Source organism: Stenotrophomonas rhizophila (assembly GCF_001704155.1).
Classification (GTDB): domain Bacteria; phylum Pseudomonadota; class Gammaproteobacteria; order Xanthomonadales; family Xanthomonadaceae; genus Stenotrophomonas; species Stenotrophomonas rhizophila_A.
The window spans coordinates 4092808-4112623 of sequence record NZ_CP016294.1 but is presented as its reverse complement, the minus strand read 5'-3'; the positions used below and the strand labels follow the sequence as shown (position 1 = coordinate 4112623).

At 67.4% G+C, this 19816-nt stretch carries 21 protein-coding genes; 17 read left to right on the top strand and 4 right to left on the bottom strand.

The features are described 5' to 3' along the window. The first annotated feature begins 11 nt into the window (after positions 1–11). The 9 genes from BAY15_RS18285 (at position 12) to BAY15_RS18245 (ending at position 7560) form a co-directional block, all read left to right on the top strand. Positions 12–1190 carry a flagellar hook-basal body complex protein gene (locus BAY15_RS18285; RefSeq protein WP_068854394.1) on the top strand — a complete coding sequence of 393 codons (1179 nt, stop codon included), beginning with the start codon at positions 12–14 and terminating at the stop codon, positions 1188–1190. Further along, positions 1190–1927, top strand: a complete 738-nt coding sequence (locus tag BAY15_RS18280; RefSeq protein WP_068854393.1) for a FliM/FliN family flagellar motor switch protein — start codon at positions 1190–1192, stop codon at positions 1925–1927. The genes BAY15_RS18285 and BAY15_RS18280 overlap by 1 nt, the downstream gene beginning before the upstream one ends. Before the next feature lie 13 nt (positions 1928–1940). Beyond that, entirely contained in the window at positions 1941–2243 is a 303-nt protein-coding gene (locus BAY15_RS18275; RefSeq protein ID WP_083214234.1) for a FliM/FliN family flagellar motor switch protein, read from the top strand. Beyond that, positions 2240–2587 (top strand): hypothetical protein, encoded by a 348-nt coding sequence (locus BAY15_RS18270; protein ID WP_068854392.1) that lies wholly within the window; start codon positions 2240–2242, stop codon positions 2585–2587. Before BAY15_RS18275 ends, BAY15_RS18270 begins: the two co-directional genes overlap by 4 nt. Continuing rightward, entirely contained in the window at positions 2574–3335 is a 762-nt protein-coding gene (gene fliP / locus BAY15_RS18265) for a flagellar type III secretion system pore protein FliP (RefSeq protein ID WP_068854391.1), read from the top strand. Before BAY15_RS18270 ends, fliP begins: the two co-directional genes overlap by 14 nt. A 5-nt stretch (positions 3336–3340) precedes the next feature. Next, on the top strand, positions 3341–4045 hold the full coding sequence (locus tag BAY15_RS18260; protein WP_068854390.1) for a sigma-70 family RNA polymerase sigma factor: 705 nt from the start codon (positions 3341–3343) through the stop codon (positions 4043–4045). A 79-nt stretch (positions 4046–4124) separates the two neighbouring features. Then, positions 4125–5636, top strand: coding sequence for an alpha/beta hydrolase (locus BAY15_RS18255; protein WP_068854389.1), 1512 nt, complete (start codon positions 4125–4127; stop codon positions 5634–5636). Next, positions 5633–6379: an ATP-binding cassette domain-containing protein gene (locus BAY15_RS18250; protein WP_068854388.1), complete on the top strand. Its 747-nt coding sequence runs from the start codon at positions 5633–5635 to the stop codon at positions 6377–6379. The genes BAY15_RS18255 and BAY15_RS18250 overlap by 4 nt, the downstream gene beginning before the upstream one ends. After that, positions 6376–7560 (top strand): ABC transporter permease, encoded by a 1185-nt coding sequence (locus tag BAY15_RS18245; RefSeq protein WP_068854387.1) that lies wholly within the window; start codon positions 6376–6378, stop codon positions 7558–7560. The genes BAY15_RS18250 and BAY15_RS18245 overlap by 4 nt, the downstream gene beginning before the upstream one ends. Before the next feature lie 58 nt (positions 7561–7618). Here BAY15_RS18245 and BAY15_RS18240 read toward each other — a convergent pair whose 3' ends face one another. Both BAY15_RS18240 and BAY15_RS18235 read right to left on the bottom strand, forming a co-directional pair. After that, positions 7619–8635: an energy transducer TonB gene (locus BAY15_RS18240; RefSeq protein ID WP_068854386.1), complete on the bottom strand. Its 1017-nt coding sequence runs from the start codon at positions 8633–8635 to the stop codon at positions 7619–7621. A gap of 157 nt (positions 8636–8792) precedes the next feature. Then, a complete protein-coding gene (locus BAY15_RS18235) occupies positions 8793–9428 on the bottom strand; it encodes a TIGR00645 family protein (RefSeq protein ID WP_068854385.1) in 636 nt (211 codons plus the stop codon). A gap of 107 nt (positions 9429–9535) precedes the next feature. Between BAY15_RS18235 and BAY15_RS18230 the strand changes: the two genes are divergently transcribed. The 3 genes from BAY15_RS18230 (at position 9536) to BAY15_RS18220 (ending at position 14735) form a co-directional block, all read left to right on the top strand. Further along, positions 9536–10225: a glutathione S-transferase N-terminal domain-containing protein gene (locus tag BAY15_RS18230; RefSeq protein WP_068854384.1), complete on the top strand. Its 690-nt coding sequence runs from the start codon at positions 9536–9538 to the stop codon at positions 10223–10225. A 334-nt stretch (positions 10226–10559) separates the two neighbouring features. After that, the gene (locus tag BAY15_RS18225) at positions 10560–12788 is read left to right on the top strand and encodes a S9 family peptidase (protein WP_068854383.1); all 2229 of its coding nucleotides are present in this window, start codon (positions 10560–10562) and stop codon (positions 12786–12788) included. Positions 12789–12935: 147 nt separating this feature from the next. Continuing rightward, positions 12936–14735 (top strand): DUF885 domain-containing protein, encoded by a 1800-nt coding sequence (locus tag BAY15_RS18220; protein ID WP_068854382.1) that lies wholly within the window; start codon positions 12936–12938, stop codon positions 14733–14735. A 108-nt stretch (positions 14736–14843) separates the two neighbouring features. Here the strand turns inward: BAY15_RS18220 and BAY15_RS18215 are convergent, their stop codons facing one another. Then, positions 14844–15302, bottom strand: coding sequence for a hypothetical protein (locus tag BAY15_RS18215; RefSeq protein ID WP_068854381.1), 459 nt, complete (start codon positions 15300–15302; stop codon positions 14844–14846). Between the two features lie 200 nt (positions 15303–15502). On the opposite strand from BAY15_RS18215, the gene BAY15_RS18210 reads away from it, so the two are divergent. Genes BAY15_RS18210 through BAY15_RS18195 form a run of 4 tightly spaced genes read left to right on the top strand, consistent with a single transcriptional unit; the run spans position 15503 to position 18046 of the window. Beyond that, complete coding sequence (locus BAY15_RS18210) at positions 15503–15751, top strand: hypothetical protein (protein ID WP_068854380.1); 249 nt, start codon at positions 15503–15505, stop codon at positions 15749–15751. 60 nt (positions 15752–15811) lie between these two features. Continuing rightward, positions 15812–16729, top strand: coding sequence for a bestrophin family protein (locus tag BAY15_RS18205; RefSeq protein ID WP_068854379.1), 918 nt, complete (start codon positions 15812–15814; stop codon positions 16727–16729). A 23-nt stretch (positions 16730–16752) separates the two neighbouring features. Further along, a complete protein-coding gene (hemB, locus tag BAY15_RS18200) occupies positions 16753–17742 on the top strand; it encodes a porphobilinogen synthase (protein ID WP_068854378.1) in 990 nt (329 codons plus the stop codon). 31 nt (positions 17743–17773) lie between these two features. Then, positions 17774–18046, top strand: coding sequence for a gas vesicle protein GvpG (locus tag BAY15_RS18195; protein ID WP_068854377.1), 273 nt, complete (start codon positions 17774–17776; stop codon positions 18044–18046). Positions 18047–18050: 4 nt separating this feature from the next. Here BAY15_RS18195 and BAY15_RS18190 read toward each other — a convergent pair whose 3' ends face one another. Next, positions 18051–18917 carry a PD40 domain-containing protein gene (locus tag BAY15_RS18190; RefSeq protein ID WP_068854376.1) on the bottom strand — a complete coding sequence of 289 codons (867 nt, stop codon included), beginning with the start codon at positions 18915–18917 and terminating at the stop codon, positions 18051–18053. Positions 18918–18971: 54 nt separating this feature from the next. On the opposite strand from BAY15_RS18190, the gene aroE reads away from it, so the two are divergent. Further along, positions 18972–19814, top strand: coding sequence for a shikimate dehydrogenase (aroE, locus tag BAY15_RS18185; RefSeq protein ID WP_068854375.1), 843 nt, complete (start codon positions 18972–18974; stop codon positions 19812–19814). The last annotated feature ends 2 nt before the right edge of the window (positions 19815–19816 follow it).

Here is a 19816-nt window from a genome sequence, read left to right as displayed (position 1 = left end):
GGAGATACGCCATGTTCCAGGCCTTGTTCACCAGCCTCTCCGGATTGTTCAGCTTCTCGCGCAGCCTGAACACCGTTTCCAACAACGTGTCGAACATGAACACCCCGGGCTTCCGGGGCAGCGATTCGTTCTTCGCCAACATCGAAGGCAATCTCGGTACGCGCATCGTGGGAGAAGACCTGCGCACAGTGGCCGGTGACACGCGCCAGACCGGTAACGCAACCGATCTGGCAGTCGATGGGGACGGCTACTTCGTGCTGCGCGACGGCGCCGGCGCGCTGCACTACACGCGCGCAGGCCAGTTCCGTTTCAACGATGATGGCGTGCTGGTGGACAGCGTCAACAGCTACGAAGTCATGGCAACCGACGCTACCGGCACACTATCGCCGATCACCATCGAGGGCCTGCGCACGGTAGGCGCGGTGGCTACCACCGGCGTGCATGTCAGCGGCAACCTGGTGCCGAGCAGCGCCTCGCCGACGGTACCTGCCACGCCCGTGGACCTGAACTCCATCACCGTTTACGACGCCACCGGCACGGCGCGCGTGCTGAAGATGCAGTTCAGCCGCAGCGTCGCGCAGATCCCCGGCGCGTTCGATGTTCTGGTGCTGGACGATACCGGCGCCACGCTCGGCACCGGCGAGGTGCGCTTCAGCGTGCAGGGCCTTCCCCAGGCCGGTTACAGCACGTTGGACATCGTGTTGCCCAGCGCCGCGGGCGACCAGACGCTCACCTTCGATTTCGGTACGCCGGGTTCGTTCAATGGCATGACGTCGCAATCGGGCACGCCCTCTGGCCTCACCGCGAAGGTGGACGACGGCCACGGCGTGCTTCCGATCACCACCATGAAGTTCGACGAGAAGGGCGTGCTGCAGCTGACCTACTCGACGACCGAGAAGCGCAGTGGCGGCCAGGTAGCGCTTGCCCTGTTCGCCAACGAAAGCGCGTTGAAGCTCAGCGGCGGCCGGATCGTGTCCGGCGTGGATGACTCGCAGCGCGAGATCGGCACGGCCGGCAAGGGCCGCTACGGCAAGATCGCCGGTTCCAGCCTGGAGATGTCCAATATCGACCTCACCCGCGAGTTCGCCGACATGATCATCATCCAACGCGGCTACCAGGCCAGTTCAAGGGTCATGACCGTCAGCAATGAAATGATCGAACAGCTCTACAACAGCACGCGGGGCGGCTGATGAACGCGCATGTCATTCGATGGCAGGGGCCGGCCCGCCGCCTCGCCGTGCGCACTGCACTTGAGCCGTTGCTGCAGGACTGGCAGCGGAACTGGGCAGTGGCGCCTGGCGCGGTGGTGGTGAACGATCTACCCCATGCGTCGCTCCAGGCAGCGGCATATCAGCTGGCAACCTCCGCCGCTGGCGCCAGTGTCGTGGCCGGGCTGGATCGGGCCGCCATTGCACGCCTTGGGGGCGCTCTGGCCGGCGCACCCACGCGCGTGGCCGCCGATTTCAACGCGGCGCTGGGCGTAGGCGAGGATGCGCTGGCGGCTCTCCTTTCGGCGCTGCTGGGGGCCGCGGCGACGCCAGTCGAACAGGCCGAAGCACCGGTTGAGGTGATGTCCGACCGCTACGGCTGGGTCTGCACGGAAGTACGCGTGGGTGAGATCGGCTTCTGCCTTCTGCTGGACCCGCGACTGTGCGACCGGCTCGCGCCGACGCCATCCAAAGGGGAGCCGCTGCACCGCCGCACCTCGGCGCTGGCGCAGACCACCGTAGCGATCACCGCATCCCTCGAGCTGGGCACAGTGGATGTGTCGTTGGTGAGCTCGCTGCGGCCCGGCGACATCCTTCGCACCGGCATTGCGTTGACGGCGCCGGTCACCCTGGGCGTCGCGGAGGGGCCTGCCGTCTTCACCGGTCGGCTGACCGCGCTCGATCAACACAAGGCCATCAAGGCCGAGAAAATCCACTAACAGGTACCCGTCCATGGAAACCACATCCACGACCGCTGCAGCATCGAGCAGCCTTGCCGAACAGCTCTCCGGTCTCGGCACCCCACACCCGGCACTGGCGCTGGTGGGCCATGTTGAAGTGCGCATGACCGCACAGATCGGCTCATTGACGCTCAGCATTGAACAGCTGCTGGCCATGAAGAGCGGGGACCAGTTGAAACTCGACCAGGGTCTGGAAGCGCCGGTGTCGCTGTTGCTCAATGGCCGCGTGGTGGCCAGCGCCGAGCTGCTGGCGGTGGACGACCACTACGCCGTGCGCATCCTGGAACTGCTGTGACCGCAACCACGGCCCACACCGCGCCACCCATCGCGTTCCGTGAGGAAGGCAGCAGCGGCGGTGCCGACGCGGCGCAGGCGCTGGGCATGACCGTGCTGCTGCTGGCCGTGGTGCTGGTGGGGCTCTACGCCGCCCGGCGCCGCGGCTGGCTGCAGCGCTGGTTGGGTGCCGCGGTGCTTGCTCGCCCGGCGCCCGCCCAGGACCTGCGCCTGACCGGCACGCTGCGGCTGAGCCCGCGTACCTCGGTGCACCGGATACAGAGTGGCGAGGGCGAGTACCTGGTAGTGGAGTCGAGCGCGCAGGTACAGCTCCACCGTGTGGAGAAATCCGATGCAACGCCGTAACTCCCGCGCACGCCTGTCGCGCTGCATCGCGCTGATCGCGGGTGCCTGCGTGCTGGGGTTCGCACTGCAGGCGCAGGCCAGCGCTCTCGACAGCATGGCCGATGAAGTGGCGCGGCAGGATTTCTCACCTGTCCTGCGCAACTTCGTGTTGTTGAGCCTGTTGTCGCTGGTGCCGGTGATGATGATCGCGATGACCTCGTTCACGCGCATCGTGATCGTACTGTCGCTGTTGCGCCACGCGCTGGGCCTGCCGCAGACGCCGCCCAACAGCGTGATCATCACGCTGGCGCTGTGCCTGACCTGGTTCACCATGGCACCGGTGGCGGGCAAGATCGACCAGGACGCGCTGACGCCTTATCTGAGCCAGCAGATCACCGCCAGCGAGGCCATCGAGCGGGGCAAGGATCCGTTGCGCCAGTTCATGATTTCGCAGACCCGCGAGAGCGACCTGAAAGTGGTGCTCGAGATGGCAAAGGCACCGATGCCCAAGACGGCCAAGGATGTGGCGTTCTCGCACCTGGTGCCGGCCTTCCTGCTGAGCGAACTGAAAACGGCGTTCCAGATTGGTTTCGTCATCTTCCTGCCATTTCTGCTGATCGATCTGGTGGTCAGCGCGATCCTCATGGCGCTGGGCATGATCATGTTGCCCCCCACAACCATCAGCCTGCCGTTGAAGATCCTGTTGTTCATCCTCATTGACGGCTGGGTGCTGACGGCCAAGGCGTTGCTGGGGAGCTTCTGGAACTGACAGGAGTGGACACCAATGCCGGCGAAATGGATCTGTGGCGCGCGCTGCAGACGGGCGGATCCGGGGCCAGCGAGCAGCTGGCGGCCCGGTACAGGCCGTGGGCAGAGACGCTGGCCGACCGGATCCATCGCCGTGTGGCGGGCCTGCGCATCCCGCGCGAAGACCTTCGCCAGAGTGCATCGCTGGGATTGCTGGAAGCCATGTCGCGGTTCGATCCGGCACGTGGGATCCCCTTTCCTGGGTACGCGATCGCGCGGGTGCGTGGGGCGATCTTCAATGAGGTGCGGCAGTTCAGTGCCGGCCGGGGCGAACACGACGCGGGCCCAGCACGTGAGCGGCTGCAGTCGGTGCGAAGGGGCCAACCGGTGGAGGACGCCAGCCCGCTTGATCAGCTGGTCAACGACATCGTCGGGCTGGGCCTGGCCTTTCTGCTCGACAGCGAAGCAGCAGAGGTCGACGCACAGCTGTGCACGGCGCAGGAATACACCGAGCGCAGCCTGATGAATTCCCGGCTGCGTCTGGCGCTGCAGCGCCTGCCGGAGCGCTCGCGCCTGCTCATCCATGCGCACTACTTCGAGCATCTGGCGTTCAAGACACTGGCCGAGCAGCTGGGCGTCAGCAAGGGCCGGGTGTCCCAGCTCCACCATGCAGCCCTTCAGGACCTGCGCCGCTTCCTGACGCCATCGGCGCTTCCATCGCGGCCCGGCTAACCCATCCCCCCTTCGGTCACATCCAGCCCGCCCATCCGTCATGGCATGCTGAGACCCTTCAATCCAGGATGCGATCGAAATGCGACTTTCCTGCCGTCCCCTGGCCACCAGTGCGGCGTTGCTGCTGCTGGCGGCCTGCCAGGCCACCCCGGAGGCACCCCCGGAAGCGGCCGAGCGCCAGTACGGAACACTGACGTTCAAGCCCTGCACCCTTACCAGCGCCCAGGCCAGCAACAACGTGGAAGCCGAGTGCGCCACGCTGCAGGTGCCCGAGAACCCCGATGCGCCCACTGGCCGCAGGATCGGGCTCAACATCGCCCTGCTGGATACCGCCAACGAAGGCGAGGGCAAGCAGGACCCGGTGTTCTTCCTGGCTGGCGGGCCGGGTCAGTCGGCCACGCAGGTGGCGGCCATCATCAACCAGTCGCTGCGCGACGTGCGCAAGAAGCGCGACATCATCCTGGTGGACCAGCGCGGCACCGGCAAATCCAACCCGCTCAGCTGCGTGGATGCCGACGGCAAGGAGCTTTCGTTCGACGAGAACGCGGCGGCCACGCCCGAAGTGATCGCCGAGTTCGCCACCCGCTGCGCTGCCGCGGTGGCCGACCGTGCCGACACCCGCTTCTACACCACCACCCAGGCCATTGGTGACCTGGACGCGGTGCGTGCTGCGCTGGGCGTGGACAAGATCAACCTGGTCGGCGGTTCCTACGGTACCCGCGTGGCCCAGCAGTACGCCGCGCGCTTCCCGCAGCACACCCGTGCGGTGGTGATCGACGGGGTGGCGCCGAACGACCTGGCGGTGGGCGGCGATTTCGCCAACACCTTCGAATCGGCGATCGAGCTGCAATCCGCCCAGTGCCGCAAGGACCCGGCCTGCGCCAAGCGCTTCCCGGTCGAAACCCGCACCCAGCTGCGCAACGTCATGACCACCCTGGCCAAGGCCCCGGTGGAGGTGGAGTACCGTGACCCGGGCACCGCCGCGGTACGCCGCGACCCGATCAGCGCCAACACCGTGACCAGCCTGGCTTTCATGTTCTCGTACATGCCGGAACTGTCCTCGCTGCTGCCGGTGGTGCTGGACGAAGCCGCGCAGGGCCGTTACGCGCCGCTGATGTCGCTCAACAGCCTGGCTACCCGCAACATGGCCGGGCAGATGAACCAGGGCATGCAGTGGTCGGTGATCTGCGCCGAAGACGCCGACCGCTACCAGGAAGCCCCGGCGGGCGACCGCCTGCTTGGCCCGGAAGTGGCGCGCATGTTCTTCGCCGCCTGCCCGGTGTGGAACGTGGGCACGCGCCCGAAGAACTTCACCGCGCCGTTGAGCACCGACGTGCCGGCGCTGCTGCTGTCGGGCGAATTTGACCCGGTCACCCCGCCGCGTTACGCAGAACAGGTGCTCAAGCACCTGCCCAACGGCCGCCACATCGTGGCCAAGGGCCAGGGCCATGGCACCCTTGGCGCCGGCTGCATGCCGCGCCTGCTCGCGCAGTTCATGGACAAGGCCGACGCCAAGGCACTCGACGCCTCCTGCCTGGATACCCTCACCGCGGTGCCGGCCTTCACCTCGTTCAACGGATGGGAACCATGATCGTCGCCGAGAACCTGCATAAAGCGTTCAAGACCAAGACCGGCCTGATCAAGGCGGTGGACAACGTCGGCTTCCAGGCCGAAGACGGTCGCATCACCGGCCTGCTCGGCCCCAACGGCGCCGGCAAGACCACCACCATGCGCATGCTCTACACCCTGATGTCACCCGACCAGGGCCGGGTGCTGGTGGATGGACTGGACGTGGCCACCCACCCGGTGGAGGTCCGTCGCCGCCTGGGCGTGCTGCCCGACGCACGCGGCGTGTACAAGCGGCTGACCGCGCGCGAGAACATCGCCTACTTCGGCGAGCTGCACGGCATGAGTGCAGCGCACATCCGCGAGCGCACCAAGGTGCTCTCCAAGGCGCTGGACATGGAAGACATCCTGGACCGCCAGACCGACGGCTTCTCCCAGGGGCAGCGCACCAAGACCGCCATTGCGCGCGCGCTGGTGCACGACCCACGCAACGTGATCCTGGACGAACCCACCAACGGCCTGGACGTGATGACCACCCGCGCGCTGCGGGGGTTCCTGCGCGAGCTGCGCGACGAAGGCCGCTGCGTGATCTTCTCCAGCCACATCATGCAGGAGGTGGCCGCGCTGTGCGACACGATCGTGATCATTGCCAAGGGCACGGTGATGGCCGCCGGCACGGCCGATGAGCTGCGCGCGCTGACCGGCGAAGCGAACCTGGAAGATGCCTTCGTGAAGGCGATCGGCAATGAAGAAGGACTGCACGCATGAGCGCGTTTGCCACGTTGTTGACCGTCATGCGCAAGGAACTGCGCGACCTCTCGCGTGACCGCCGTACCCTGGCGCTCACCCTGCTGCTCGGGCCGTTGCTGTACCCGGTGCTGATCCTGGGCATGGGCAAGCTGGCCGAGACCCGGTTCAAGACCCAGATCGACACCCCGCTGGACATTCCCACCATCGGCCGCGAGCACGCCCCCAACCTGGTGCGCTTCCTGGCCTCGCAGGGACTCAACGCGGTGGACCCGCCGAAGGACCTGACCGCGGAGATCCGTGACCAGAAGATCGACATCGCCCTTCGCATCAGTCCGGAGTTCGGCAAGGACTGGGCCGAGGGTCGCCCGGCACTGGTGGAGATCGTGCAGGACAGCACCCGCCGCGATGCCGATATTCCCACCGCACGCCTGAAGGCGGCCCTCACCGGTTACAGCCAGCAGGTGGGCGCGCTGCGGTTGCTGGCGCGCGGTATCGACGCGCAGGTGGCACGCCCGCTGGACGTGGCCACCCAGGACCTGGCCACGGCCGAGGCCAAGCGCGGTGTGATGCTGTCGCTGCTGTTGCCGATCCTGCTCACCATCACCTCGTTCCTGGGCGGTGCCTACCTGGTGATGGACACGACTGCGGGCGAGCGTGAGCGGCAGTCGCTGGAACCGTTGCTGGCCACCCCGGCCCGGCGCAGCGCCATCGTCAGCGGCAAGATCGCCGCCGCCTGCGTGGTGGGCGTGGTGTCGCTGCTGCTCACGCTGGCGGCGTTCAAGCTCAGCGCGCAGCTGTCCACCGGTGCGGCGGCGCGGCAGCTCAACATGGGCCTGCTGTCGATGCTGCAGATGCTGTTCGTGATGATGCCGATCCTGTTCATCGGCACCTCGCTGCTGACCTTCCTCTCGGCAGCGGCCAAGAGCATGAAGGAGGCGCAGAGCCACATGACCTGGCTGATGCTGCTGCCGATGCTGCCCGGTTACGCGTTGATGGTGTACCCGGTGAAGTCCGAGCTGTGGCAGCTGGCGGTGCCGTTCCTGGCGCAGAACCAGATGCTGCTGAAGATCATCCGCCACGAACCGATCAGCCCGCAGATGTGGGCGGTGTACCTGGTGGCAGGCTTCGGCCTGGCGGCACTGCTGTGGTTCGCGGCCGTACGCCGTTACCACCAGGAGCGCCTCGCGATCTCCGGTTGAGGCCAAAAAAAAACCCCGGATCGCTCCGGGGTTTTTTGTTGTATCCATCAGCAGTGGATCAACCGCCCGGCGCGAACGACAGCGTGCGGCGGGTGGTGACCGGGGCGCTGACCGGTTCGAACTTCCAGCGCTTGACCGCGTTGAGCGCTTCGCGGTCGAAGATGCGGGCCGGGGTGGCGCGCAGCACGCGCGAGCTGGTGACCGAACCGTCGGTGCCCACGGTGATTTCCACCAGCACTTCGCCCGAGGTACCGGCGCGCAGTGCGTCGGTCGGGTAGCGCGGCGCCGGGGTGCTGATCGGACGCAGGGCGGCGGCAGCGGCCGGTGCGGCGGTGGGCTGGCGGGCAGCAGCGGCCTGGGCGGCAGCGGCAGCCTGCTGGCGCTGTTCGGCTTCGCGGCGGGCCGCAGCCTGGCGCTCGGTGTCCTGGCGCTCGCTTTCGCGGCGGGCGGCGTCCTGCTGCGCAGCGATCTGCTTGGCCGCTTCCGCTTCCGTGGCCTGCTGCTGGCGCTGCTGGTCGGCCAGCAGCTTGACCTTGTTCTCAGCGTCCTTCTTGACCTTGTCGGTCTCTTCCTGGGTGCGCTTGAGGGCGGTCTGCATGCCGTTGGTGATGCCCGACTTCAGGCGCGGCAGCGCCGGTGCGGTCGGGTCCACCTTCTCGATCAGCGCCACCAGGCGCTGGCCTTCGGTGAAGTCCTCGCGGGTCAGGCTCTGCTCGGCGGCAATCAGCGTGTACGGCAGCAGGTCCGACAACGCGCTCTTGATCGAGGCATCGTCCGGGGTCTTCTCGCGCAGCGCCAGGTAGTACTCCATGGCGTTGTCGCCGGCCGGGCCGTACATGCGGTTTTCGCGCAGGGCCTTGCTGGCCAGGTCACGCAGTTCCTCGGTCCCCATTGACTGGACCTTGGCCGAAACCGCCGGTGCCGGCGGCGCGGCGGCAGGTGCGGCGGCCGTGGCAGCCGGTGCGGTCGGCGCGGCCGGAGCCGTTTCGTCCTTGCCCGAGCAGGCGGCCAGAGCCACCACCAGGGTCAGCGGCACCAGCAGGCGCGCCTTGGCGTTCGTGTTGACGTGCGACATCCAACTCCCCTTTGAAGAACGACGATACGTAAGGCCTGATGCGGTCAGGCCGACCGAAGCCCCGGTACGTTTCCCAGCGTCCGGCGCGGTGCAGCAGGTGCCCAATCTAGCATCCCCGCGCCCTGCTTTGCAGGGCCGGGGCGGGCAGGGCGGGCGCTTAGTGCGCCAGCGACTTGCTCGGGGTGTGGGCCATCAGCTTGTCGGTGTAGGCAATGCCGATCGCCGACAGGATGAATGCGGCGTGGATGATGGTCTGCCACATCACCCCGCTGCCGGTCATGGTGGAGCACTTGAACGAGGCTTCCACGGCCGGGCCGTACTTGGCCACGGCATCCAGCACCGCGGTGACGTACTCCGGGCTGTTGCACGCCGGCAGGCCGTCCAGGTTGCCGGCGCCGATGAAGGTCTTGAGCAGGTGGATCGAGGAGATGCCGATGATCGACAGCGCCAGCTTCACCTTCAGCACGCTGGCATTGACGTGGCTCAGCCACTCCGGCTGGTCAGGGTGGTTTTCCAGGCGCAGGCGCGAAACGAAGGTCTCGTAGCCGCCCACGATCACCATCACCAGCAGGTTGGAGATCATCACCACGTCGATCAGGCCCAGCACCAGCAGCATGATTTCCTGCTCGCCCATGGTGTTGGCCTTGTGGACCAGGTGCCACAGCTCCTTGCCGAACAGGAACACGTAGACGCACTGCGCCAGGATCAGGCCCAGGTACAGCGGCAGCTGCAGCCAGCGCGAGGCGAAGATCAGGGACGACAGGGGGCTGATGGGCTTTTCGGTCGAGCTCATGCTGGGATGCTGCGTTGCGGGGGACGCCGCAGAGTAGCGGGCCGGCATGACCCTGCCAAGCCAGCTGACGCACTAGACTCGGGATTCCTGAACCGCTGGGTCCTGTCATGATCGATCTGTATTACTGGCCTACCCCGAACGGCCACAAAGTCACCCTGCTGCTGGAGGAGCTGGGCCTGCCGTACACCATCAAGCCGGTGAACATCGGCAGCGGCGACCAGTTCAAGCCTGAATTCCTCGCCATTTCCCCCAACAACAAGATGCCGGCGCTGGTCGACCACCAGCCCACCGACGGGGGCGCGCCGCAGAGCGTGTTCGAATCCGGGGCGATCCTGCTGTACCTGGCCGAGAAGACGGGGAAATTCCTGCCGGCCGACACCCGCGGCCGGGTGGCGGTGCTGGAATGGCTGTTCTGGCAGATGGCCGGGCTGGGCCCGATGAGCGGCCAGATGGGCCATTTCAATGTGTATGCGCCCGAGCAGATTCCGTATGCCATCGAGCGCTACGGCAACGAAGTGCGCCGCCTGCACGGGGTGATGGACAAGCGCCTGGCCAGCAGCGCCTACCTGGGCGGCGACGATTACAGCATCGCCGACATGGCCAGCTACCCCTGGATCGGTGCGTACGACAAGCTGCCGCCCGATTTCGCCACGTTCCCGAACCTGAAGCGCTGGCACGACGCCATTGCCGCGCGCCCGGCGACCCAGCGGGCCTACGCCCTGAAGCATCAGGTCAACCCGGATGCCGGCAAGCCGCTGTCCGACGAAGAGCGCAAGCACCTGTTCGGCCAGCGCTGAGGCGGGTCGGGTGACATCGCAATGGCCGGCACCACCTGGGCCGGCCAACGGCCGGCGCTACCGGCGCATGCGCCCTGATCCCAATGGTCACGGCGGATGGTCCCCGATTCTGATGGGCCCATGGTCGATTGATCCCAATCCCAATTCGTCCGTAAAAATTCGTAGCCCCGGCCGTTGGCCGGACGAAGTCATCCGAAACCGATCCAACGCGGCTCGCTGCCGCCGTCCCGACGTTTTCCCCCAACCAAGGGACCCGTCAGACAGCGCGACCGATTCCGAGGCCGCCCCCAGCCGCCTGCGTTAGGATGTCCGCCTGCCGTCGCCGGACCCTTCCATGCGCCACTTTGTTGCCTCGCTCGCCCTCATGCTCGCCTCGACCACCATCGCCCACGCCGAAAAGCTCACCCTGGATGCCATCACCGGGCCGCTGCCGCTGTCCGGCCCGACCCTGATGAAGCCCAAGGTGGCGCCGGATGGCTCCCGCGTGAGCTTCCTGCGCGGCAAAGAGGCCGACCGCAATCAGCTGGACCTGTGGGCGTATGACATCGCCAGCGGCCAGACCCGCCTGCTGGTGGATTCGAAGGTAGTGCTGCCCGGCGATGAAACCCTGAGCGATGCCGAAAAGGCCCGCCGCGAGCGCCAGCGCATTGCCGCCATGACCGGCATCGTGGATTACCAGTGGTCGCCCGACGCGCGCACCCTGCTGTTCCCGCTGGGCGGCGAACTGTACCTGTACGACCTGGACAAGCAGGGCAAGGCCGCCGTGCGCCAGCTCACCCACGGTGAGGGCTTCGCCACCGATGCCAAGCTGTCGCCCAAGGGCGGCTTCGTCAGCTTCGTGCGCGACCGCAACCTGTGGGTGATCGACCTGGCCAGCGGTCGCCAGATCCAGCTCACCCGCGATGGCAGCGAGACCATCGGCAATGGCGTGGCCGAATTCGTCGCCGACGAGGAAATGGACCGCCACACCGGTTACTGGTGGGCGCCGGACGACTCGGCCATCGCCTTTGCGCGGATCGACGAATCGCCGGTGCCGGTGCAGAAGCGCTATGAGATGTACGCCGACCGCACCGAAATGATCGAACAGCGCTACCCGGCCGCCGGCGACCACAACGTCACCGTCAAGCTGGGTGTGATCGCCCCGCGCGCCGATGCCGCCGCGCGCTGGGTCGATCTGGGCCGCAACGCGGACATCTACCTGGCCCGCGTCGATTGGCGCGACCCGCAGCACCTCACCTTCCAGCGCCAGTCGCGCGACCAGAAGACCCTGGAACTGATCCAGGCCGACCTGGAAAGCGGCAAGCAGCGCACCCTGGTCACTGAAACGTCGCCGACGTGGGTGCCGCTGCACAACAGCCTGCATTTCCTCAAGCAGGGCGGCTTCCTGTGGTCGTCCGAGCGCAGCGGTTTCCAGCACCTGTACCGCGTGTCCGATGACGGCAAGAGCGTGACCGCACTGACCAGCGGCAACTGGCCGGTGGACGAACTGCTGGCCGTGGACGAAGACGCCGGCAAGGTCTACTTCCGCGCCGGGGTGGATTCCTCGCGCGAAAGCCAGCTGTACGCCGTGCCGCTGCAGGGCGGGGCGCTGCAGCGCCTGTCCAATGAAACGGGCATGCACAGCGCCAGCTTCGCGAAGAACGCCAGCGTGTACGTGGACAGCTGGTCCAATACCACCACCCCGCCGCAGATCGCGCTGCACCGTGCCAATGGCGAAAAGATCGCCACGCTGGTGGAAAACAACCTGGAGGATCCCAGCCACCCGTACGCGCGCTACCTGGATGCGCAGCGCCCGGTGGAGTTCGGCACCCTCACCGCGGCCGACGGCCGCACCGCGCTGAACTACAGCCTGATCAAGCCCGCTGGCTTCGACCCGACCAAGCGCTACCCGGTGGTGGTGTACGTGTATGGCGGCCCGGCCAGCCAGACCGTCACCGACAGCTGGCCCGGCCGAGGCGACCACCTGTTCAACCAGTACCTGGCCCAGCAGGGCTATGTGGTGTTTTCGCTGGACAACCGCGGCACCCCGCGCCGTGGCCGCGATTTCGGCGGTGCGCTGTACGGCGTGCAGGGCACGGTGGAAGTGGCCGACCAGCTCAAGGGCGTGGAATGGCTCAAGCAGCAGCCGTGGGTGGACCCGGCGCGCATCGGCGTGCAGGGCTGGTCCAACGGCGGCTACATGACCCTGATGCTGCTGGCCAAGGCCTCGGACCAGTACGCCTGCGGCGTGGCCGGCGCGCCGGTTACCGACTGGGGCCTGTACGACACCCATTACACCGAACGCTACATGGACCTGCCGGCGCGCAACGCCAAGGGCTATGAAGAAGCGCGGGTGCTGGCCCACATCGACGGCCTGCGCTCGCGCCTGCTGCTGATCCACGGCATGGCCGACGACAACGTGCTGTTCACCAATTCCACTGAATTGATGAGCGCGCTGCAGAAGCGCGGCCAGCCCTTTGAGCTGATGACCTACCCGGGCGCCAAGCATGGCCTGTCGGGCAGCAACGCGCTGCACCGCTACCGCCTGGCCGAGGATTTCCTGGGCCGCTGCCTCAAGCCGTAACGCACGCTTCCGGGAGCCCCAGTTGGCGCCGTCCGTGCCGGTGGGGCGCGGGCGGGGGCCCGCCGGGCGGCGGCCATGACCTCCGGCCGATTGCCGCTGCCTCCTCGAGTGCGTAGGGTCGCAGGCACCCGCTCACTGGAGTCCTGCATGAAGCCGCTTGCCCTTGCCGTCGCGTTGGCCCTTTCCGTCCCCGCCGCGCTCAGTGCGCCGCCGGCCTTCGCTGCCACTCCTGCCGCCACCAAGGCCCCGGCCAGTGCGGCCTGGGTGACCCGCAGCAACGAACTGGCGCAGATCCTGCTCGATGCGCAGGGCCCGTTCCAGCCGGAAGAGACCGGCTTCTTCGGCGTGCCCGGCTACGACGACAAGGTGGCCGATTTCGGGCCGGACAACGCCAAGCGCTACCGCGCCGCGATGGCCAAGGCGCGCGACCAGCTCAAGGCCAAGCTGGCCACTGAGCGCGACCCGAACGTGCGCCAGGACCTGGCGATCATGATCGCCGCCGCCGACGAGAACATCGAAGGCAGCGAACTCAACGAAAAGTACCTGCTGTCGTGGAGCGACACCCCGCAGACGGTGTTCAGCGGCATCAACCTGCTGCTGTCCGACCAGGTGCCGGCCGAGCGCCGCGCCAAGGCGCTGGACCGCCTGAAGGCGTATGCCGGCCTGGCCCCGGGCACCACCGCCATCACCACGCTGTCGCGCCAGCGCTATGAAGAGCGCCTGGCCGACAAGACCCTGCTGCAGCCGACGAAGATCGAGGTCGAGCAGTCGCTGGCCAACGTCGATACCTACATCACCGGCATCGAAAAGCTGTTCGACAAGTACAAGGTCGCCGGCGCCGACGAGGCGCTGAAGACCATCGCCACCCAGCTGCGCGAGTACCGCGACTGGACGAAGAGCGAGGTGCTGCCCAAGGCACGTGCCGATGCGCGCCTGCCCGAGCCGCTGTACGCCTTCCAGCTCAAGCGCGTGGGCATCGACATCGACCCCAAGCTGCTGATGCAGCGGGCGCAGCTGGAATTCATGGAAACGCGTTCGGCGATGCGCCAGCTGGCGCCGCTGGTGGTCAAGGCCAAGGGCCTGAAGGTGGCCGACCCGACCGATCCCGTGGCGGTGATCCGCGCGCTGAAGGGCGACAAGATCGCCAACGACCAGCTGGAGCACCACTACCGTGGCGTGATCGATGCGATCGACCCGATCATCCGCGCCCAGAAGATCGTGGACGTGCCGCAGCGCCCGATGCAGATGCGGCTGGGATCGGCCGCCGAAAGCGCTGCCTCGCCGGCCCCGCACTTCCTGCCGGCGCCGCTGGTGGGCAACACCGGCCAGCAGGGCACCTTCGTGCTGCCGCTGGGCAACCCGGCCGCTGGCGACAAGGCCGCGCAGTACGACGACTTCAACTTCGGCTCGGCCGCGTGGACGCTGAGCGCGCACGAAGGTCGCCCGGGCCATGAGCTGCAGTTCACCGCGATGGTGGAGCGCGGCGTGTCGCTGGCGCGCACGATGTTCGCGTTCAATTCGGTCAACGTGGAAGGCTGGGCGCTGTATGCCGAAGCCGAAATGGTGCCGTATGAGCCGCTGGACGGGCAGCTGATCGCCCTGCAGTTCCGCCTGCTGCGCGCTGCCCGCGCGATGCTTGATCCGATGCTCAACCTGGGGCTTATCGACCGGGCCAAGGCCGAGCGCGTGCTGATCGACGAAGTGGGCCTGTCGCAGGCGATGGCCACCCAGGAACTGGACCGTTACATGGTGCGGTCGCCGGGCCAGGCGGGCAGCTACTTCTACGGTTACACCCGGATCCTGGAACTGCGCATGCAGACCGAACTGGCACTGGGCGCGAAGTTCGACCGGCTGGCGTTCAACAACTTCCTGCTCGACCAGGGCCTGCTGCCGCCGGACCAGCTGGCCAAGGCGGTCAACGAGGTGTTCATCCCCAAGCACCGGTAACGGTGCCGGAAAACCGGTAGCGCCGGCCGTTGGCCGGCCCAAGCGGTAGAAGGTTCCCTGAGGGCCGGCCAACGGCCGGCGCTACCGGGGGCACGGTGACGCGCTGCGTTATCGTGTTGGGGTGATCGTCTGCACCGGCAGGCGCTCCGCCGGTGGCGGGTTGGGAACCCAGATTGCCACGCCGGCCGCGCGCTTCTGCGTGGTCGGAATGCCGATGCCCACGCCGCCGCCACTGTGCGAGCCGTAGCTGCCGCCGCCTACCGACAGGCCGCCGCCTGAGCTGCTGGACTCCACGCCCATCAGGATCACCCCGTTGGCGCCGAGCGCGGCCGCTTCCTTCTTCAGCCGCATCACCGCCGCATCGGTCTGGCCCTGGGTGCCGAAGCCTGCCGCGCTGGTGGACTCCAGCTGGGCGATTTCAATCGAACCCGGCGGTGGCGTGGAATAGATCTGCACCAGCGCCGGATCGGTGGGTGCACGGGTCTGGCCCAGCATCACCTTGGAAGTGCTGGCGCAGCCGGTCACGGCCAGCAGCACGCCGAGCAGCGGAAGGAGTCGAATGTTCATGGGTTCACCCTTGTTCGGCCTGGTCGGCCTGCGCCTGGATCATCCGGGCCGGCCACTGAATCGGCGCCAACCCCGTTCTGGCGAACGTTAACACCGCCGGGGTGAGCCTGCCGCATCCCGGTCTTGCCGCCGCCATCACGCGCCACTGGCGCGGGGGTCGCTACGCTGCCGCCAGCATTTTCAGGTTAGTGGAGCGGGGCATGGGATTGATCAGTTTGTTGTGGGGCGTGGTAGCCCTGTTGTGGATGATCCTCGCCCTGATCCCGCTGCTGGGCTGGGGCAACTGGTTCCTGATCCCGTTCGCCGCAGTCGGTGCGGTCATCGGCGCGTTCGGCATCCTGTTCACCCACCCGACCAAACGCGGCCGCGCGTGGACCGGCCTGCTGCTCAACGCGGTCGTGGTGGTGGTGGGCATCGTCCGCCTGTCCATCGGCGGCGGGATCGTCTGACTGCGACACCCCGTCGCACCTGCCGGGATGTCGCATCCGAGGGCGTAGAATGACCGCCCCATGATCATTCGTCCCCGCCCACACGGCTGGCAGCTGCTGTACATCCTGCGCGGCTCCATCGTGCCTGCCATCGCGCCCAAGGTGGCCGCCATCTTCGTGCTGGCCGTCGCGGTGGCCACCTTCGCCGAACTGGCCCACCCGCCGGGCATCGAGCGCGTGTCGGTGGCGCCGTTCACGCTGCTGGGCCTGGTGCTGTCCATCTTCCTGAGCTTCCGCAACAACGCCTGCTTCGACCGCTGGTGGGAAGGGCGCAAGCTGTGGGGCCAGCTCATCTATGAATCGCGCAGCCTGGCGCGGCTGTGCAGCACGCTGCTGGCCGGACAGCCGGCGCGCGCCGACCGCATCTGCCGCCTGGCCATCGCCTTCGCACATGCACTGGCCGCACGCCTGCGCGGGCAGGACGCCGCGCTGGCCGGGCTGCCCTGGGTAACCGAGGCCGACCGCGAGCGCTACGCGCAACGCCAGAACGTGCCGGACCAGCTGCTGGCGATGATCGCGGTGGAAACCACCGCCGCGCTGCATGCCGGCGAGATCGACAGCATCCTGTATGCCCAGTTCGAAACCCGCCTGCATGCGTTGTCCAGCATCCAGGCCGGCTGCGAGCGCATCCTGCTGACCCCGCTGCCGTTCGCCTACACCCTGCTGCTGCACCGCTGCGCGTGGATGTTCTGCGTGCTCCTGCCGTTCGGCCTGGCCAGTTCGCTGGGCTGGGCCACTCCAGTGGTGTCAGCGGTGCTGGCCTATGCCTTCTTCGGGCTGGACCAGTTGGGCGAGGAAATGGAAGAACCGTTCGGGCTGGAACCCAACGACCTGCCGCTGGATGCGATGGTCCGCACCATCGAAATCGACCTGCTCGACAGCCTGGGCGTGCGCCCGCTGCCGGAACCCCTGCAACCGCAGCGCTACCTGCTGCAGTAACCGAATACCGTCTGGAGCATCCCATGGCCCACCCCGACTATCGCCCCCGCCGCATGCGCCACGACGAGTTCTCGCGCCGGCTGATGCGCGAAAACACGCTGACCACCGACGACCTGATCTACCCGGTGTTCGTGCACGAGCTGGCCGGCCGAGCGCCGGTCGCTTCGATGCCGGGCGTGGAACGGCTGTCGATCGATGAGCTGCTGAAGGTGGCCGAGGAAGCCTTGGAACTTGGCATCCCGGTGATCGACCTGTTCCCGGTGATCGACCCGGCCGGCAAGAGCCTGGATGCGGCCGCCGCGTGGGACGAGAACGGCCTGGCACAGCGGGCGATCCGCGCGCTGAAATCGCGCTTCCCCGAGCTGGGGGTGATGACCGACGTAGCGCTGGATCCGTACACCACCCACGGCCAGGACGGGATCATCGACGACAAGGGCTACGTGCTCAACGACATCACCGTGGCCGCGCTGGTCAAGCAGTCGCTGTCGCACGCCGAAGCCGGCGTGGACATCATTTCGCCATCGGACATGATGGACGGCCGTATCGGCGCGATCCGCCGCGCGCTGGACGCCCAGAACCACGTCAACGTGCGCATCATGGCCTATTCGGCCAAGTACGCTTCGGCGTTCTACGGCCCGTTCCGCGACGCGGTGGGCAGCTCGGCCAGCCTCGGCAAGGCCGACAAGAAGACCTATCAGATGGACCCGGCCAACGGCGACGAGGCCATGCGCGAAATCGCGCTGGACCTGGAAGAGGGCGCGGACATGGTGATGGTCAAGCCGGGCATGCCCTATCTGGACCTGGTGCGCCGGGTGAAGCAGCAGTTCGGCGTGCCGACCTTCGCGTACCAGGTCAGCGGCGAGTACGCGATGATGAAAGCGGCCTTCGCCAACGGTTGGCTGGACGAACGCGCCTGCGTGCTGGAGTCGCTGATCGGCTTCAAGCGCGCCGGTGCCGATGGCGTGCTGACCTATTTCGCACCGCAGGTGGCGCGTTGGCTGCGCGAACGCTGACAATACGCGTCAACACGCAGACAGGAGCAGGATGATGCAGACGATGGGATGGGTGCAGTGGCTGACCTGGGGCACCGGCGTGCTGGTGTTCGCAGTGGTGATCGGCCTGGTCATCCGCGGCGTGCTGCGTGCCGCCCGCCGCGCGCCCGAGCAACCCTCGGCCGCCGCCCGCCTGGCCCGCGAAGCCAACCTGCCGCCGGCCGTGCAGGCCCAGCTGGCCGCGCTGAACCAGCGCAAGGACAACGGCGAGATCAGCGAAATCGAGTACGAGCAGCAGCGCGCCGCGCTGCTGCGCGCGTACTGAACCCTCACCGGCAGCCAGCCACTGCTGGTGTGCGCAACCTGTACAGATCCAACCCACCGGCCTTCGGCGACTTTGCTTGCCCAGCCACCACCAGCTCGCTGGGCTTGGAAGCATCCACCACCGGCGCACTGGTCTGCCCGTCGGCGGTATTGAACGACAACCCCAGCGGCACCGCCGCCGCGCCGTAGTCGCAGCCCACCTGCCACACCTGCGAATGCCCACCCGCCACGCGGGTGAACACAAGCGCCCCGCCATTGCCCAGCCAATCGCCCCCCAGCTCGTCGGCCGCGCTGTTGAGCGGCGCCGCCAACGGTGTTGCCGCGTTGAACCCGCGGCCCTGTGCGGTCGCCACGAACAGGTCGAACCCGCCCTGGGTGCCCTTGCCATTGCGGGCAAACAGCAGCACCTGTCCATCCGGCCGCAGCGCCGGGCGGCGCTCGTCGGCCGCCGTGTTGACCGTCACCGGCATCGCCAGCACGGTGCCGAAGCTGCCGTCCTCGCGGATCATCACCCCATACAGGTCGAACCCACCGCGCCCGCTGCCGCCGTTGGAGGCGAAGTACAGCCAGGCCCCGTCGTGGCTGAAGAACGGATCCACCTCATCCCCGGCAGTGTTGAACGCCAGCGGCGCCGGATCCTGCCAGCGCCCGTCGCGCAGCGTGGCCTGCCACAGGTCCCAGCCGCCGGCGCTTCCGGGCCGGTCGCTGGCCCAGATGATGTGCTTGCCATCCGGCGCGATGGTCGCCTGGGCCTCGTTGGCCTTGGTCGACACCACCCCCATGCCTTCGATGCCGAACTCGGAAAGCGCCATCGCGCCCGGTGCGGAGAGTAAACTCAGGCTCAGCGCGAGCAGAGACAAGGGAGTGCGCATAGTCGCTTCCATTGGGGTTTGCGTTTCAATCCAGGCCCGGAGTTTAAGACACCCATGACCGCCCGTTACGCCGTATTCGGCCAGCCCATCGCCCACTCGCAGTCGCCGCACATCCATGCCGCGTTCGCCCGCCAGGAAGGCATCGCGCTGGATTACCGCGCCATTGAAGCGGCGCCGGCCGATTTCCCGGCGGCGCTGGAGGCGTTCGCCGCCGACGGTGGCGTCGGCGCCAACGTCACCGCGCCACTGAAGGAAATCGCCTTCGGGCTGTGCAAGACCTTTACCTCCCGCGCCATGCTGGCCCAGTCGGTCAACACGCTGCTGCGAAAGGGTGACGGCTGGCACGGCGACACCACCGATGGCGTGGGCCTGGTGCGCGACCTCACCGACCGCCACAGCCTGGACCTGCGCGGCCGCCGTGTGCTGCTGCTGGGTGCCGGTGGTTCGGCGCGCAGCGTAGCCCCGGCGCTGCTGGATGCCGGCATCCGCGAACTGGTGGTGGTCAACCGTACGCCCGAGCGTGCCGACGAGCTGAGCGATGCGATCGGCGAGCCCGGCCGCGTGCTGACACAGTACTGGGACCGCATGGACGAACTCGGCGACTTCGAGCTGATCGTCAACGCCACGTCCGCGGGCCGTGATCGCAATGAAGAGTTCAAGCTGCCGCTGTCACTGGTCAACAGCATGACCACCGCCGTGGACCTGAACTATGGCGAGGCCTCCTTCGCGTTCCTGGCCTGGGCCCGCGCGGCACAGTGCCGCAACATCGTCGACGGCCTTGGCATGCTGGTCGAGCAGGCCGCCACCAGCTTCCAGCAATGGCACGAAGTGCGCCCGGAAACCGACCCGGTCTACGCCGAGCTGCGCGCGAAGAACGCGCTGGCAGGTGAAGAGTGAAC

Bases quoted from the DNA above. Each gene is read 5' to 3' on its own strand.
- BAY15_RS18285 (WP_068854394.1), top strand. From the start codon at position 12: ATGTTCCAGGCCTTGTTCACCAGCCTCTCCGGATTGTTCAGCTTCTCG.
- BAY15_RS18280 (WP_068854393.1), top strand. From the start codon at position 1,190: ATGAACGCGCATGTCATTCGATGGCAGGGGCCGGCCCGCCGCCTCGCC.
- BAY15_RS18275 (WP_083214234.1), top strand. From the start codon at position 1,941: ATGGAAACCACATCCACGACCGCTGCAGCATCGAGCAGCCTTGCCGAA.
- fliP (WP_068854391.1), top strand. From the start codon at position 2,574: ATGCAACGCCGTAACTCCCGCGCACGCCTGTCGCGCTGCATCGCGCTG.
- BAY15_RS18255 (WP_068854389.1), top strand. From the start codon at position 4,125: ATGCGACTTTCCTGCCGTCCCCTGGCCACCAGTGCGGCGTTGCTGCTG.
- BAY15_RS18250 (WP_068854388.1), top strand. From the start codon at position 5,633: ATGATCGTCGCCGAGAACCTGCATAAAGCGTTCAAGACCAAGACCGGC.
- BAY15_RS18245 (WP_068854387.1), top strand. From the start codon at position 6,376: ATGAGCGCGTTTGCCACGTTGTTGACCGTCATGCGCAAGGAACTGCGC.
- BAY15_RS18240 (WP_068854386.1), bottom strand. From the start codon at position 8,635: ATGTCGCACGTCAACACGAACGCCAAGGCGCGCCTGCTGGTGCCGCTG.
- BAY15_RS18235 (WP_068854385.1), bottom strand. From the start codon at position 9,428: ATGAGCTCGACCGAAAAGCCCATCAGCCCCCTGTCGTCCCTGATCTTC.
- BAY15_RS18230 (WP_068854384.1), top strand. From the start codon at position 9,536: ATGATCGATCTGTATTACTGGCCTACCCCGAACGGCCACAAAGTCACC.
- BAY15_RS18225 (WP_068854383.1), top strand. From the start codon at position 10,560: ATGCGCCACTTTGTTGCCTCGCTCGCCCTCATGCTCGCCTCGACCACC.
- BAY15_RS18220 (WP_068854382.1), top strand. From the start codon at position 12,936: ATGAAGCCGCTTGCCCTTGCCGTCGCGTTGGCCCTTTCCGTCCCCGCC.
- BAY15_RS18215 (WP_068854381.1), bottom strand. From the start codon at position 15,302: ATGAACATTCGACTCCTTCCGCTGCTCGGCGTGCTGCTGGCCGTGACC.
- BAY15_RS18210 (WP_068854380.1), top strand. From the start codon at position 15,503: ATGGGATTGATCAGTTTGTTGTGGGGCGTGGTAGCCCTGTTGTGGATG.
- BAY15_RS18205 (WP_068854379.1), top strand. From the start codon at position 15,812: ATGATCATTCGTCCCCGCCCACACGGCTGGCAGCTGCTGTACATCCTG.
- hemB (WP_068854378.1), top strand. From the start codon at position 16,753: ATGGCCCACCCCGACTATCGCCCCCGCCGCATGCGCCACGACGAGTTC.
- BAY15_RS18195 (WP_068854377.1), top strand. From the start codon at position 17,774: ATGATGCAGACGATGGGATGGGTGCAGTGGCTGACCTGGGGCACCGGC.
- BAY15_RS18190 (WP_068854376.1), bottom strand. From the start codon at position 18,917: ATGCGCACTCCCTTGTCTCTGCTCGCGCTGAGCCTGAGTTTACTCTCC.
- aroE (WP_068854375.1), top strand. From the start codon at position 18,972: ATGACCGCCCGTTACGCCGTATTCGGCCAGCCCATCGCCCACTCGCAG.